Here is a 14,468-nt window from a genome sequence, read left to right as displayed (position 1 = left end):
GTAAGGCAGCCAGTGTAGGAAAGCTGTATGCGCTGACGATGCAGTCTGTGTGAAGCCTGTAAATAAAGTGCGCTAAGCCAGCGGCAGGCACAGCCGCGCGCAGGCACCGCCTTCCGCATGATTGAGCACCTCGACCGTGCCGCCATGCAGGGAAGCGACCTCGCGCACGAAGGGCAGGCCCAATCCCGTGCTTTTGCCGGCGCTCGGGCGCGGCAAGGAATAGAAGCGCTCGAAGACGCGTTCGAGCGCATATGCGGGGATGCCCGCGCCGCGGTCACGCACGGCAATTTCCACCTGGCTGCCCTGGCGCCGCGCCGTCAAGTCGATGCAGCTGCCGGGCGGGGCAAAGCCGGCCGCGTTATCGAGCAGGTTGCCCAGCGCCTGGCGTAGCAACAGGGGGTCGCCCGCCACGCTCGCCTCGTCGTGCTGCAATTGCAGACGCACGCCGCGCGCCGCCAAGGTGGCAGCCGCATCCTGCGCCACTTGCGCCAGCAGGGGCGCCAGCGCGATGCGCTCGGGATGATCCAGGCGCTGCTGCTTTTCCACGCGCACCAGGGCCAGCAGCTTGTCGATCAGTTGCCGCTGGCGCGCATTCTGCTCCAGGATGCTGGCGAGAAACTGGCGACGTTCGGCCGGCAGCATGTCTTCCTGCAGCAACTCGGCCGAGGCCTGGATGGCGGCGATCGGGCTCTTCAATTCATGCGCCAGCGTGTGCATCAGCTGCTCCACATACTCCTTGCCCTCCAGGCGCGTGCGCATCGCCTCCAGCGCCCGCCCCAGGGTGCCGATCTCGTTCTGGCCCAGCGCCGGCAGCGCCACCTTGCGCCCTGCTTCCACATCGCCGATGTAATGCATCAGCTTGCCCAGCGCATGGTGCAGCCACCAGGCGAATGCCAGGCCGATCAGCAGCGACAGCAGCAACAGCACGGCACCGCGCTGCAGTATCTTGCGCTGGCTGCGCTCGACAAACGCTTGCACGCTGGCATTCGGCTTGGCCACCGTCAGCACGCCGATCACCTCATTGCCGTCGCGAATCGGCGCGGCCACGTGCATGACCGTCGACATCTCGTCGTCTGGCCGGCTGCGCGTGCTGCGCGCGCCATACTTGCCCTGCAAGGTGAGGTACACGTCATTCCAGCGCGAATAGTCGCGGCCCACGTCGCGCCCGCTGGAATCGAACAGCACGATGCCATGCCGGTCCGTGATGGTGATGCGGTAATCGAGCGTGCGCTTGCGCACGCCGTTGATATTGACGTCCACGCCATGGCGCGCGTAATCCTGCATGCGTTCTGCCACGGGCGACTGCGCCAGGCTGCCCGCCTTCACGTCGGGCGCCACCAGGCTGGCCAGCAGCTGCGAGGTATCGACCAGGGTATCTTCCAGGGTCGAGCGCACACCGGGCTTGACCTGCTCCATGAAGACGTTCAGCAGGAACCATGCGGCCAGCCCGACGATCAGGAAGTAGCCGAGCAGGATGCGCAGGCCGATCTTCATGCGCCGGCCAGGCTGTAGCCGAGGCCACGGTGGGTGTGGATGGGGTCGACTTGCGCATCGATGGCGCGCAGCTTGGCGCGCAGCGATTTGACGTGCGCGTCGACGGTACGCTCGAGCGTGTCCGGCGCCCCGCTCCACACGCGCTCCATCAGCTGCGCGCGCGACAGCACGTGACCGGGATGCGCAAGCAGGGTTTTCAGCAACAGGTATTCATAGCGGGTCAGGTCCAGCGGCTGGCCGTGAAAGAGCACCTTCGCCTCCAGCGCGCGCAATTCGAAGCGCGCCGGCGCGGCGACAGGCACGACTATCGTCATGCCAGTCTCGCGGGGAGCTTGCGCGACACCTGCGCGGCGCAGGATGACGCGGATGCGCGCCACCAGTTCGCGTGGCGAAAACGGTTTCGTGACGTAATCGTCGGCGCCGATTTCCAGGCCGACGATACGGTCGATCTCATCGCTGCGGGCCGTCAGGAAGATCACCGGCACCTCGGAAAACTGGCGCAGCCGGCGGCACACTTCCAGCCCGCTCATGTCGGGCAAGCCCACGTCGAGCACCACCAGAACGGGCATCTGCGCGGCTTCGCCGGGCGTTGGACGCAGCGCGGCCAGGGCTTGCTCGCCCAACATCACATGGCGCGGCGCAAAGCCGTCCGTGCGCAAGGCATAGGCGATGCTGTCGGCAATCGCCTGTTCATCTTCCACGATCAGGACAGTCTTGGACATGGCGGCGGCACGCAGTAGTGGACAGACCCGGAGTATCCCTGAAGCACGCAAGCGGCGTCAATCGCACACCTTGCCGCGCGCCGGCAAAAAGCCACCCACCCTAAAAAACTTATAGTATATTTATCGCAGCATGACTCCACTGATACACCGTGTTTGACACCCGTCCGAGGAGACTATGAAGAACCATACCATCAGCCTGCTATGCGCTGTCAGCCTGCTGGCCGCCTGCGCGGCGCCAGCGACGATCACCACCTCCAACGCACAACAAGACGCCTGCAACGCGGCCGAGCTCAAGGGCCAGTTTGGCGAAGCGGAACTGGCTTGCGTACAGGCGCTGCGCAGCGCCGAGCAGGCCGGAGCCAGCGCGGACATCCTCTCGCAGCGCCAATACAACCTGGGCCGCATCAAGCGCTTGCAGGGCAAGAATGCCGAAGCGGAGCAACTGTACCGGCAAGCGCTGGCCACGGAAGAAGCGGCGCAGCCACGCAGCGATGCGCGCGTCGGCCGCCGCATGGTGGAACTGGCGTCGGCCCTGGCCGCGCAAGGCAAGTGGCAGGAAGGCACGGGTTATCTGGAACGCGTGCTGCCGTTGCTGCCGAAGCTGTCGTCCGCGTCGCGCACGTATTCCGCGGAAGTGCTGCGCCAGTACGCCAGGCAGTTGCAAGGCGGCCCGCAGGCGGCGCTGGGCGCGCGCTTCGACGCGGTGGCGGCCAGCCTGCAATAAGAGATGCCCGGAGCCCGGCCTAGGGCTGGGCGACGTGGATGCTGGCCTTGATGTGCTTGAGGTGGGCCACGATGGTGAACGTCATCACCACCAGCAGCGACCAGGAGCTCCATTTGCTGACATGCACCACCGACCAGGCGCCAAGCTGGTTCGGATAGCGCCACACGCCCCAGAAGGTGCTGATGTTTTCAGCCAGCCAGATAAAGAAGCCAACCAGCACGAAACCGAGCAGCAAGGGCATGCTGCGGTCGCGGTCGAGCGGACGGAACACCACGGTGGTGCGCGCATACAAGCCCAGCGCGCAGGCGGCCAGGTACCAGCGATAGTCGCCGATGTAATGGTGAGTAAAGAAGTTGGCGTAGATCAGCACAGCGATCAGCACCGCCATCCAGTATGGCGGATGGTGGCGAATCCGCATGTCGAGCAGGCGCCAGGTCTGGATGATGTAGCTGCCGACCGCCGCATACATGAAGCCGGAAAACAGGGGAACGCCGAACACTTTGGTATAGGCAAAGTCGGGATAGCTCCAAGACTGGATCGTCCCCGATACCTTGAATACTTCCAGCGCAAAGCCCACCGCATGGAACAGGCAAATGGCTTTCAGCTCATCCCACGTTTCCAGTCCGCTCCAGACCATTGCGGCCTGGATTGCCAGCGCCACCAGCAGCAGCACGTCATAGCGCGGCAGGCCGAACAGGCCGGCGCGCGGCACCAGGAACACGGCAGCAAAAAACAGCCCCACGAACAGGCACGACCTCGCCTCCTTAATGCCGAAATACAGGAATTCGGTCAGGAAGCGCGGCCAGCCGCGCAAGCGCTGGCGTGGAGTCGCATTTAACAGGTGGGTATCGAGGGCATTGAGCATGCAGCAACTTTATCGACGGGCTGCAGCACTGTAAAGCGATTTTGCACGCAGGCAGGTGGCGCCAGTACTGGGCAGGCACCAATAGCAATGGGGCCGGGCGCACTCACGATCGTGAGCAGGCCCGGCCCCATCATCAGGCAGCGGGACACCCCGCCGGCCTGGAACAGCTGTCAATACCTGATGCTACGGTGTTGTCAGCTGCCCCTGAAAACTCTTATTGCAGTTTGATTTCGACATCAACACCAGCTGGCAGGTCCAGCTTCATCAGCGCGTCAACGGTTTTGTCCGTTGGATCAACGATGTCCATCAGGCGTTGGTGCGTACGGATCTCGAACTGATCGCGCGAAGTTTTGTTGACGTGCGGGGAACGCAGCACATCGAAACGCTGAATACGGGTAGGCAGTGGTACTGGGCCTTTGACGACAGCGCCGGTGCGCTTCGCGGTTTCAACGATTTCCAGAGCGGACTGGTCGATCAGTTTGTAATCGAAAGCCTTCAGGCGGATACGGATTTTTTGGTTTGGTGCCGACATGATATTTCCTTAAAAGAACGAACCGCGCAGTCTGCACGGCAATGAGGTCATACGGGAATTTCTGACGCTACAACCGTCAGGGTCGACATGATAGCACCAAAATGCTTGCCAACCCCGGCAGTTGAATAAAAAGAAGGGCGCCGGGCGACGACGCGTCTTCTTTTCTATCGCTTAATAATTAAGCGATGATTTTTGCAACAACACCCGCGCCGACGGTACGGCCGCCTTCGCGGATAGCGAAGCGCAGACCTTCTTCCATCGCGATCGGGTTGATCAGCTTGACGGTGATCGACACGTTATCGCCTGGCATGACCATTTCTTTGTCTGCTGGCAACTCGATCGAACCGGTTACGTCCGTCGTGCGGAAGTAGAACTGTGGACGATAGTTGTTGAAGAATGGCGTATGACGGCCGCCTTCGTCTTTCGACAGAACATAGATCTCGCCGGTGAAGTGAGCATGCGGCTTGATCGAGCCTGGTTTTGCCAGAACTTGACCACGTTGCACGTCTTCACGCTTGGTGCCGCGCAGCAGCAGACCAACGTTGTCGCCTGCTTGACCTTGGTCCAGCAGTTTGCGGAACATTTCCACGCCGGTGCAAGTCGTTTTGACGGTATCGGTGATACCAACGATTTCGATCTCTTCGCCGACTTTAACAATGCCGCGCTCGATACGACCGGTCACAACGGTACCGCGACCCGAGATCGAGAACACGTCTTCTACTGGCATCAGGAACGCACCGTCAACAGCGCGCTCTGGCGTTGGGATGTAAGCATCCAGCGCATCGGCCAGACGCAGCACTGCGTCAACGCCCATTTCGCCTTCTTTGCCTTCCAGCGCCATACGTGCCGAACCTTTGATGATTGGCAGGTCGTCGCCTGGGAATTCGTACTTCGACAACAGCTCGCGCACTTCCATTTCAACCAGTTCCAGCAGCTCTGCGTCGTCGACCAGGTCGCACTTGTTCAGGAACACGATGATGTATGGAACGCCAACTTGGCGAGCCAGCAGGATGTGTTCGCGGGTCTGTGGCATTGGGCCGTCAGCTGCGGAGCACACCAGGATCGCGCCGTCCATCTGGGCAGCACCGGTAATCATGTTTTTGATGTAATCGGCGTGGCCTGGGCAGTCAACGTGCGCGTAGTGACGCGTTTCCGTTTCGTACTCGACGTGGGCGGTGTTAATCGTGATACCGCGCGCTTTTTCTTCTGGAGCTGCATCGATCTGGTCGTATGCTTTAGCTTCGCCGCCGAATTTCTTCGACAGAACCGTTGCGATTGCAGCGGTCAGCGTGGTTTTACCGTGGTCGACGTGGCCGATGGTGCCGACGTTGACGTGCGGCTTGGTCCGTTCGAATTTACCTTTTGCCATTTTATTCTTCCTTAGAACAATGATTTAAATGTAGGGACCGGCATTCTCGTGAAAGCCGGCCCGGAACTTCTATTACTTAGCTTTCGAGCTTACGATTGCTTCAGTCACATGCTTAGGTGCTTCAGCATAGTGCTTGAATTCCATCGTGTAAGTCGCACGACCTTGGGTCGACGAACGCAACGACGTAGCGTAGCCGAACATTTCCGACAGAGGCACTTCGGCCTTGATGATCTTGCCGCCACCGCCAGCAATTTCATCCATACCTTGCACCATGCCGCGACGCGACGACAGATCGCCCATCACGGTACCGGCGTAGTCTTCCGGCGTTTCCACTTCCACGGCCATCATCGGCTCCAGGATGACTGGCGATGCTTTGCGGCAGCCATCTTTGAATGCCATCGAAGCGGCCATGCGGAATGCATTTTCGTTCGAGTCAACATCATGGTACGAACCGAAGAACAGCGTGACTTTCACGTCAACGACTGGGTAGCCAGCCATCACGCCCGAAGTCAGCGTGTCGCGCACACCTTTTTCAACTGCAGGGATGTATTCGCGAGGAACGGTACCGCCCTTGATCGCGTCAACGAATTCAAAGCCCTTGCCCGGTTCTTGCGGTTCGATCTTCAGAACCACGTGACCGTATTGACCACGACCACCCGATTGCTTGACGAATTTGCCTTCCGACTCTTCGCACACTTTACGGATCGTTTCGCGGTAAGCCACTTGTGGCTTGCCGACGGTGGCTTCAACGTTGAATTCGCGCTTCATGCGGTCAACGATGATGTCCAGATGCAACTCGCCCATACCGGCGATGATGGTCTGGCCCGATTCTTCATCGGTACGCACGCGGAACGATGGATCTTCTGCTGCCAGACGATTCAGCGCCAAGCCCATTTTTTCCTGGTCGGCCTTGGTTTTTGGCTCAACCGCTTGCGAAATCACTGGCTCAGGGAAGACCATGCGCTCCAGAACCACGCTTGCCTTGTCGTCGCAAAGCGTATCGCCAGTGGTGGTGTCTTTCAGACCCACAACGGCGGCGATGTCGCCAGCGCGCATTTCCTTGATTTCTTCGCGTTCGTTCGCTTGCATCTGCACGATACGGCCGATACGCTCTTTCTTCTGCTTCACGGAGTTCAACACCGAGTCGCCCGAATTCAGGGTACCCGAGTAGCAACGGATGAAGCACAGCTGACCCACGAACGGATCGGTTGCGATCTTGAACGCCAGCGCCGAGAATTTCTCGTCGTCGTCAGCTTTACGCTCGACAGGCTGTTCATCTTCATCCAGACCAGGTACTGGCGGAATGTCGATTGGCGATGGCAGGTACTCGATGACCGCATCCAACATGGCTTGTACGCCCTTGTTTTTAAAGGCGGTACCGCACAGCATTGGAACGATTTCGCTGGCGATGGTACGTTGACGCAGAGCAGCCTTGATCTCGGCTTCCGACAGGTCGCCTTCTTCCAGGTACTTGTTCATCAGGTCTTCCGACGCTTCAGCAGCGGCTTCAACCATGTTCTCGCGCCACTTGGCAGCATCAGCGGCCAGGTGTGCAGGAATGTCTTCGTATTCAAACTTCATGCCTTGCGAAGCGTCGTCCCAGATAACCGCTTTCATCTTGACCAGATCGATAACACCGGTGAAGACGTCTTCAGCGCCGATAGGCATCTGAATAGGTACTGGGTTGGCTTTCAGACGCGAACGCATCTGATCGTAGACCTTGAAGAAGTTGGCGCCGGTACGGTCCATCTTGTTCACGAAGGCCAGACGTGGCACTTTGTACTTGTTAGCCTGACGCCATACCGTTTCCGATTGTGGCTGCACGCCGCCGACTGCACAGTAAACCATGCAGGCGCCATCCAACACGCGCATCGAACGTTCCACTTCAATGGTGAAGTCAACGTGGCCTGGGGTGTCGATGATGTTGATGTGGTGAGCTGGGAAGTTGTTAGCCATGCCTTTCCAGAAGCACGTAACAGCAGCCGAGGTAATCGTGATACCGCGCTCTTGCTCCTGTGCCATCCAGTCGGTGGTGGCAGCGCCATCATGGACTTCGCCCAGCTTGTGGTTCACGCCTGTGTAGAACAGGACGCGCTCGGTCGTGGTCGTCTTACCTGCATCGATGTGAGCGGAGATACCGATATTACGATAGCGCTCAATGGGGGTCTTGCGGGCCATAATTAATCCTAAATGAATGGACAAAACCGAGCAGCATTTTTTTGCAAAAATGAGCCCGGCCTCGAACAACAGATGCTTGACAGCCGCCTTGCGGTAGCTGGCTTTATATTAGAAGCGGAAATGCGAGAACGCTTTGTTCGCTTCAGCCATACGATGGACTTCGTCGCGTTTTTTCATCGCGCCGCCGCGGCTTTCAGCCGCTTCCATCAGCTCACCGCCGAGGCGTTGTGGCATCGATTTTTCGCTGCGCTTGTTAGCAGCTTCACGCAACCAACGCATGGACAGAGCCATACGACGGACTGGGCGAACTTCGACCGGCACCTGGTAGTTTGCACCACCGACGCGACGGGATTTCACCTCAACCAACGGCTTGGCGTTGTTGATTGCGGTAGCAAAAACTTCGAGTGGATCTTTACCCGATTTTGCTGCGATGTGCTCGAAAGCACCGTAGATGATGTTTTCTGCAACCGATTTCTTACCGGACAGCATCAGCACGTTTACAAATTTAGCGACATCAGTGTTGCCGAATTTTGGATCTGGCAAAATTTCGCGCTTGGGTACTTCACGACGACGTGGCATATCAATTCCTTTCAATCTTCAGTTGAGCGCGCGTTCTTCGCACACTCGCGGACGACCATCATAGTCCTCCACTTACTCGACCAGATGCGGTCGACTACATTCACTTAGCTAGTTGCCACTGAGCGAAACTTGGGTTTGCTGCGTACAACTTATTACTTCTTGCCTGCTTTAGCGCGCTTGGTACCGTACTTCGAACGCGATTGCTTACGGTCTTTAACGCCTTGGGTATCCAGGGCACCGCGAACCATGTGGTAACGCACACCCGGCAAATCCTTAACGCGACCGCCGCGCAACAGCACAACACTATGCTCTTGCAGGTTATGGCCTTCACCGCCAATGTACGAAATGACTTCGAAACCATTGGTCAGACGAACTTTAGCGACTTTACGCAGAGCCGAGTTAGGCTTCTTTGGAGTCGTGGTGTAAACACGTGTGCAGACGCCACGTTTTTGCGGGCTGTTTTCCAGCGCCGGCGATTTGCTCTTCACGGTCAAAGCGACGCGTGGATTGCGAATCAATTGATTGATGGTTGGCATCGTTATAAATCCAACAAAAAACTACGATTAATAACCCGGGCAAGATGCCCGGCGACTAAAACCTCGTCCCGCTTTCATCTACTGCGCACCGGAGGCGCCCGCAGCCACTCGATAAGGAGCGGCCATGAAATGCCAAGCAATACGTAAACGATGAGCAGAATAAAATCGAGAACTCGCTAGTTTAGACCTTGTGTTACAGGGGGTCAATCAGTTTACCGCTTTTTGCTATAAAAAAAGGCAAAAACCCGGCACTTTTGTGGTATTTTGACTAATCTTTGGGGGCGACGCGCGGGTGCCGGCACCTCGCGGCGCTTGATGATTTGGCATTCTTTCTCTGCAACCAAGCATCGGGCGCGCACATTCTTGTATGACCGCAAGACAACAAAAGGATTGATAATAGCGGACATTTTTCGCTGCCCTCCTTTATGCGCTCCTTGCTTCGCCCCGCCAATCTGTTCCTGCTGCTGACCTACGCCTTGCTGACGGCCGTGCCCTTCATCCCCGCGCTGCTGGGACGTCCGCTCGAGCATCCCTGGCAGATGCTCACGTTCGAACTGCTGGCCTGGCTTGCCGTCTGGAGCGTGTTCAAGCGCCCCGCATATTTCCACTGGCTGCTGGTGCCCGCCTTCCTGGCCCTGCCAACAGAAATCTACCTGTTCATCTTCTATGGCCAGGGCATTTCCACGCACCACCTGGGTATCATCTTCGAAACCAGCCCCAAGGAAGCGATGGAATTCCTCGGGCAAAAAGTATGGCTGATGGGCGCCGTCATGCTGGGCGTGATCGCCTGGTGCGCTGCCAGCTGGTTTGCGGCCGCGCGCACGCGCGACCTCGACTGGCGCGGCAAGACGCGCCCGGTCGCCTTCGTGCTGTTGCTCCTACTGGGCGGCTTCTGGTGGTATGGCTACGAATTCGGTTTCGACGCCAAGGTCCTGCACAGCGCCCCAGCATCGGCCAAGGCCGGCAACTCGGCGGCCAGCGGCAAGGCGGGCGCCTCCGGCTTCGGCGACGCCAGCTCGGCCGATGACGAAACGGCCGAGGAAGACGAGGAAAGCAGCAAGCCGGAGAACGCCAGCATCGCCGGCGCCGACGAGACGGGCCTGGGTTGGCCCAGCCTGCCTCACTGGGCGCGCCTGCCCTACGCCTTCGACACCGTCAGCAATTCCTGGCCCTTCGGCCTGGCCGCGCGCGGCTTCGATTTCTACAAGGAACGCAAATACCTGGCCGAACTGGGACAGAAAAGCAGCAGCTTCCGTTTCGGCGCGCACCAGCAACAGCCCGATCCCCATCCGGAAGTGGTGGTCATGGTGATCGGCGAATCGTCGCGCTACGACCGCTGGAGCCTGAACGGCTATGAGCGCGACACGAATCCCCTGCTGAAACAGGAAAGCAACCTGGTGCCGCTGGCCGACGTCATCACGGCCGTCTCCGCCACGCGGCTGTCCGTGCCCGTCATCATCTCGCGCAAGCCGGCCACGCAAAGCCTCAAGGATGGCTTCTCGGAAAAATCCTTCCTCACCGCCTACAAGGAAGCCGGCTTCAAGACCTACTGGCTGTCGAACCAGATCTCGTTCGGCCAGTTCGATACGCCCGTGTCCGTGTTTGCCAAGGAAGCGGACGTGGTGCAATTCCTGAACCTGGGCGGCTTTACCAACAATTCGAACTTCGACCAGATCCTGTTCGATCCGTTCAAGAACGCGCTGGCCGACCCGGCGCCGAAAAAACTCATCGTGCTGCACACGCTGGGCAGCCACTGGAACTACAGCCAGCGCTATCCCAAACAATTCGACAAGTGGCAGCCGTCGCTGTTCGGCGTCGACAAGCCCGTCTACACGGACACGGCCATCAAGCCGCAGCTGAACAACAGCTACGACAACTCCATCCTGTACACGGACTGGTTCCTGTCGAACGTGATCGGCATGCTGAAGGACGATGGCCAGCGCACCGCCCTGCGCAGCTCGCTCGTCTACGTGGCCGATCACGGCCAGACCCTGTACGACGGCACCTGCCGCCTGGCCTTCCATGGCCACAACACGCAGTTCGAATTCCACGTACCCGCCTTCGTCTGGTATTCTCCGCAATTCCAGCAGCATTATCCGGACAAGGTGACGCAGCTGCGGCGCCATCAAAAGGCGCGCCTGTCGACGGAAAACATGTTCCACACCCTGCTCGACCTGGGCGACATCCGTTTTGCCGGCGAGCAACCCGAATGGAGCATCGCCAGCCCCCGCTTCAAACAGCACAAGCGCTACGTCGACAGCTATGGCTGGACCAACTACGACAACGCCATCATCCGCGGCGATTGCCGCGAAGTGATCGACAAGAGCACGCCAGAGAAACAGGAAAAGTAAGCGCGGCCATCAGGCCCGTTCGAGGACGCCGCCGCAATCGGCCGGCTGCGCCATATGCGTGCTGAGCCAGTCGAAGACGCGGCCCGCCTTGTCCGCGATGCGGGCGTCAAAGCCGCGCTGCGCCAGCAGGGCAATGCCATTCGTGGCTTGCAGCACGCCGGGCGCCAGCTGCAACACGCCCTTGTCATCGCGGCGCACGCACCACGGCGCCAGGCAGTCCTCCAGCAGCGGCCCCAACACCAAGTTGTGCGACGAGACGATCACCAAGTGCCGCGCCGCCAGGCTGTGCAGCACGGCGGCGGCCGCCGCCACCGATTCGAGGTGGTTCGTGCCGCGGAAAATCTCGTCGATCAGGAACAGCGCCGGCGCGCCTTCCTCGGCCAGCGCCAGCAGTTCGCGCGCGCGCCGCAATTCGGCGATATAGAGACTTTCGCCGCCGTCGAGCGAGTCCTCGTTCTGCATGCTCGAATACAGGGGCAGCAGCGGCACCCGGGCCGCCTGCGCATAGCAAAAGCCAAAGGCGCGCGCGCTGACCAGATTGAGCCCCACACCGCGCAGCAAGGTACTTTTTCCCACCGCATTCTGGCCTGAGATGAAAGCGCCGCGGCCATCGAGGTGCAACGACAGCGGCTTGGTGCCATCGAGCAGCGGATGCACCATGGCGTCGAGCGACAATTGCCGCCCGCCGGCTTCCTGCGCCCAGCAGAACTGCGTGCTTCCGCGCAGGTGGCGCGCCAGGGCCAGGTCCGCTTCCAGGTCGGCCAGCAGCAAGAAACTCTGGCGCAGGAAGGCGCGTTCGCGCCGCACCACGCGCAGGCTGTGAAAGTAGCGCCGGATATTGCCCAGCATGAGCCAGTCGTCGTATTCGCTCAACAGGGGAATCATCTTGATCCAGCGCACTGGCGTGATCTGCCGGTTGATCAAGCCGGCAGCCCGCCCGCCTTCCCGCAGGTGCACCGTGAACGCCGTGTCGAGCGCCCCCAGTCGACCATGCACCAGCAGTATCTGCTGTAACGTAAAGACGCTGCGCTCCCACGGTTTGCAACGGTCGTGAAAACGCATCTGCAACGCCATCAGCAAGAACCAGACGGGTACCGCGACGGCCCATGCCAGCGGCGCAAACAGCCACGCGGCCAGCAGCGACGCCAGCAGCGCCAGTGTCGGCAGCAGCAACCAGCGGCTCCACCACGGCGGTGCCGGCAGTGGGGCGCCGCACAGCAAGGCGGCCACTTCCATGTCCGCCGTACGCAGCGGCAGCATGGCTTGCTCGAGCGCCGCCTGCTGGGCCGGTGCGGCTAGCAGGGCCGCGATGCGCGCGCGCGAGGCGGCATCGGCCGTACCGCTCGCCAGGCGCTGATGCAATCGCTGCTGGCCGAGAATGCTGGCCTGCGTGGCAAGCTGCGCATGGTAGCCGTCCAGCAGCATTTCATCCCACGTCTGGCTATCGAGCTGGGGCAAACCACCCTCGATCCCTTGCAACATGGCGATGTCGCTGGCGACAAATGGATAGTCGAGTTCCGCCGGTTCGGGCAGGCTGGCAAACTGACGCAGCCAGGGGCGCAGGTGGGCAAGAAGGGAGGGCGAAGGCGACATCATGCTCCAAAGAAGGGGGCCAGCATGGCGCCGCGCGCCATCACTGCCTGGGCAGCAGTTCAGGTCGATTGCCAGAATATCAAGATCCATGCGCAAACGCCGCGACGGCGCGCCGCACGCGGACACCGCCTGGACGGCGCGGACACGGCGGACAGCCGGACGCCGGAATTTTTTTCCATCCAAATCAACGACTTAACAACTGGCACGGATCGTGCATTGGAAAAGGCATCCTTCACGAGACCCGACCATGATCCGCGATACCTCTTCCCAAGACGCCGTCCTGTCCGCCCCGCCGGGCCAGCGCCACAAGCAACGCGCCCTACTGCTGGCCGGCGCCGCCGTCGTCATCGGCGCCGCCATCGCTGCCGTTGCGGGCTGGCGCAACAGCGAACATTCCGTCAATGCCGACCGCCTGCGCATCGCCGACGTCACGCGCGGTACCCTGATCCGCGACGCCGCCGTGAACGGACGCGTGGTCGCCGCCATCAGCCCGACCCTGTACTCGACCACGGTGGCCACCGTCACGCTGAAAGCGAAGGCCGGCGACACCGTCAAGAAGGGCGACATCCTGGCCGTGCTGGAGTCGCCCGACCTGTCGGACGCGCTGAAACGCGAGCAGTCGAGCGTGCAGCAGCTGGAAGCGGAAGTGGCGCGCCAGCAGATCCTGGCCAAGAAGCAGAAACTGCTGGCGCGCCGTGAAGCCGATACGGCCGAAATCGAGCGCCTGTCCGCCCAGCGCACGCTCGAACGCTATGAAAGCGTGGCGCAGGTAGGCATCATCGCCAAGATCGATTACCAGAAGGCCAAGGATGCCTTGAATTCGGCCGATATCCGCAGCAAGCACGCTTCGCAGGCGGCGGGCCTGGAAGGCGAGGACGTGACCCTGGCACTGAAGACCCGGGTCAACGAACTGGAACGCCAGCGTCTGAGCCGCGACAACGCCCAGCGCAGGGTCGACGAGCTGACCGTGCGCGCGCCCGTCAATGGCTTCATCGGCACGCTGTCGGTGGCCAACCGCAGCGTGGTGCAGGCCAACACGGCCCTGATGACCCTGGTCGACCTGTCGCAGCTGGAAGTGGAGCTGGAAGTACCGGAAACGTATGTGGCCGACATCGGCCTGGGCATGAGCGCCGAGATCGAAACGGGCACCATCCGCGCCTCCGGCAAGCTGTCGGCGCTGTCGCCCGAGGTGGTCAAAAACCAGGTGCTGGCGCGCGTGCGCTTCAACGGCGCACAACCGGCCGGCCTGCGCCAGAACCAGCGCGTCTCGGCACGCCTGCTGATCGACGAGCGGCCCAATGTGCTGATGCTGGCGCGCGGGTCCTTCGTCGAAGCCGAAGGCGGACGCTTTGCCTACGTGGTGCGCGATGGCGTGGCCATCCGCACGCCCATCAAGCTGGGCGCCACCAGCATCTCGGCCGTCGAGATTCTGGGGGGCCTGAAGCTGGGCGACAAGGTGGTGGTCGCCGGTACGGAAAATTTCGCGAACGCTGCCCGCGTCGCACTCAATTAATTTCAGTCAACA

The 14,468-nt window shown here is 60.6% G+C and carries 12 protein-coding genes; 3 read left to right on the top strand and 9 right to left on the bottom strand.

Going from position 1 to position 14,468, the window contains the following annotated elements; genetic code table 11:
* Positions 1 to 72: 72 nt before the first annotated feature.
* Positions 73 to 1,494: a two-component system sensor histidine kinase CreC gene (gene creC / locus O3298_RS22665; protein WP_305060592.1), complete on the bottom strand. Its 1,422-nt coding sequence runs from the start codon at positions 1,492 to 1,494 to the stop codon at positions 73 to 75.
* Positions 1,491 to 2,216, bottom strand: a complete 726-nt coding sequence (gene creB / locus O3298_RS22660; RefSeq protein WP_305060591.1) for a two-component system response regulator CreB — start codon at positions 2,214 to 2,216, stop codon at positions 1,491 to 1,493. The genes creC and creB overlap by 4 nt, the downstream gene beginning before the upstream one ends.
* Positions 2,217 to 2,391: 175 nt before the next feature.
* Between creB and O3298_RS22655 the strand changes: the two genes are divergently transcribed.
* Complete coding sequence (locus O3298_RS22655) at positions 2,392 to 2,940, top strand: tetratricopeptide repeat protein (protein WP_099665741.1); 549 nt, start codon at positions 2,392 to 2,394, stop codon at positions 2,938 to 2,940.
* Positions 2,941 to 2,959: 19 nt separating this feature from the next.
* Here O3298_RS22655 and O3298_RS22650 read toward each other — a convergent pair whose 3' ends face one another.
* The 6 genes from O3298_RS22650 to rpsL all read right to left on the bottom strand — a co-directional run bounded on the left by O3298_RS22650 (position 2,960) and on the right by rpsL (position 8,999).
* Positions 2,960 to 3,805 carry a DUF817 domain-containing protein gene (locus O3298_RS22650; RefSeq protein ID WP_077398829.1) on the bottom strand — a complete coding sequence of 282 codons (846 nt, stop codon included), beginning with the start codon at positions 3,803 to 3,805 and terminating at the stop codon, positions 2,960 to 2,962.
* Between the two features lie 214 nt (positions 3,806 to 4,019).
* Positions 4,020 to 4,337: a 30S ribosomal protein S10 gene (gene rpsJ / locus O3298_RS22645; protein ID WP_010394389.1), complete on the bottom strand. Its 318-nt coding sequence runs from the start codon at positions 4,335 to 4,337 to the stop codon at positions 4,020 to 4,022.
* 178 nt (positions 4,338 to 4,515) lie between these two features.
* Entirely contained in the window at positions 4,516 to 5,706 is a 1,191-nt protein-coding gene (gene tuf / locus O3298_RS22640; RefSeq protein ID WP_077398776.1) for an elongation factor Tu, read from the bottom strand.
* 72 nt (positions 5,707 to 5,778) lie between these two features.
* Positions 5,779 to 7,884, bottom strand: coding sequence for an elongation factor G (gene fusA / locus O3298_RS22635; RefSeq protein WP_077398827.1), 2,106 nt, complete (start codon positions 7,882 to 7,884; stop codon positions 5,779 to 5,781).
* 108 nt (positions 7,885 to 7,992) lie between these two features.
* Complete coding sequence (gene rpsG, locus O3298_RS22630) at positions 7,993 to 8,463, bottom strand: 30S ribosomal protein S7 (RefSeq protein ID WP_010394377.1); 471 nt, start codon at positions 8,461 to 8,463, stop codon at positions 7,993 to 7,995.
* A gap of 152 nt (positions 8,464 to 8,615) precedes the next feature.
* Positions 8,616 to 8,999, bottom strand: a complete 384-nt coding sequence (rpsL, locus tag O3298_RS22625) for a 30S ribosomal protein S12 (RefSeq protein WP_010394376.1) — start codon at positions 8,997 to 8,999, stop codon at positions 8,616 to 8,618.
* A 425-nt stretch (positions 9,000 to 9,424) separates the two neighbouring features.
* Between rpsL and O3298_RS22620 the strand changes: the two genes are divergently transcribed.
* Positions 9,425 to 11,350, top strand: a complete 1,926-nt coding sequence (locus O3298_RS22620) for a phosphoethanolamine transferase (RefSeq protein ID WP_305060590.1) — start codon at positions 9,425 to 9,427, stop codon at positions 11,348 to 11,350.
* Positions 11,351 to 11,359: 9 nt separating this feature from the next.
* Here the strand turns inward: O3298_RS22620 and O3298_RS22615 are convergent, their stop codons facing one another.
* On the bottom strand, positions 11,360 to 12,946 hold the full coding sequence (locus O3298_RS22615) for a DNA mismatch repair protein MutS (protein WP_305060589.1): 1,587 nt from the start codon (positions 12,944 to 12,946) through the stop codon (positions 11,360 to 11,362).
* A 244-nt stretch (positions 12,947 to 13,190) separates the two neighbouring features.
* On the opposite strand from O3298_RS22615, the gene O3298_RS22610 reads away from it, so the two are divergent.
* Positions 13,191 to 14,456: an efflux RND transporter periplasmic adaptor subunit gene (locus tag O3298_RS22610; RefSeq protein ID WP_289919474.1), complete on the top strand. Its 1,266-nt coding sequence runs from the start codon at positions 13,191 to 13,193 to the stop codon at positions 14,454 to 14,456.
* Positions 14,457 to 14,468 lie beyond the last annotated feature (12 nt).

The sequence above is a fragment of the Janthinobacterium sp. SUN137 genome (assembly GCF_030587265.1).
Lineage (GTDB): Bacteria > Pseudomonadota > Gammaproteobacteria > Burkholderiales > Burkholderiaceae_D > Janthinobacterium > Janthinobacterium kumbetense.
Note: the sequence above shows the minus strand (reverse complement) of the source record. Positions and strands in the feature narration are given on the sequence as shown.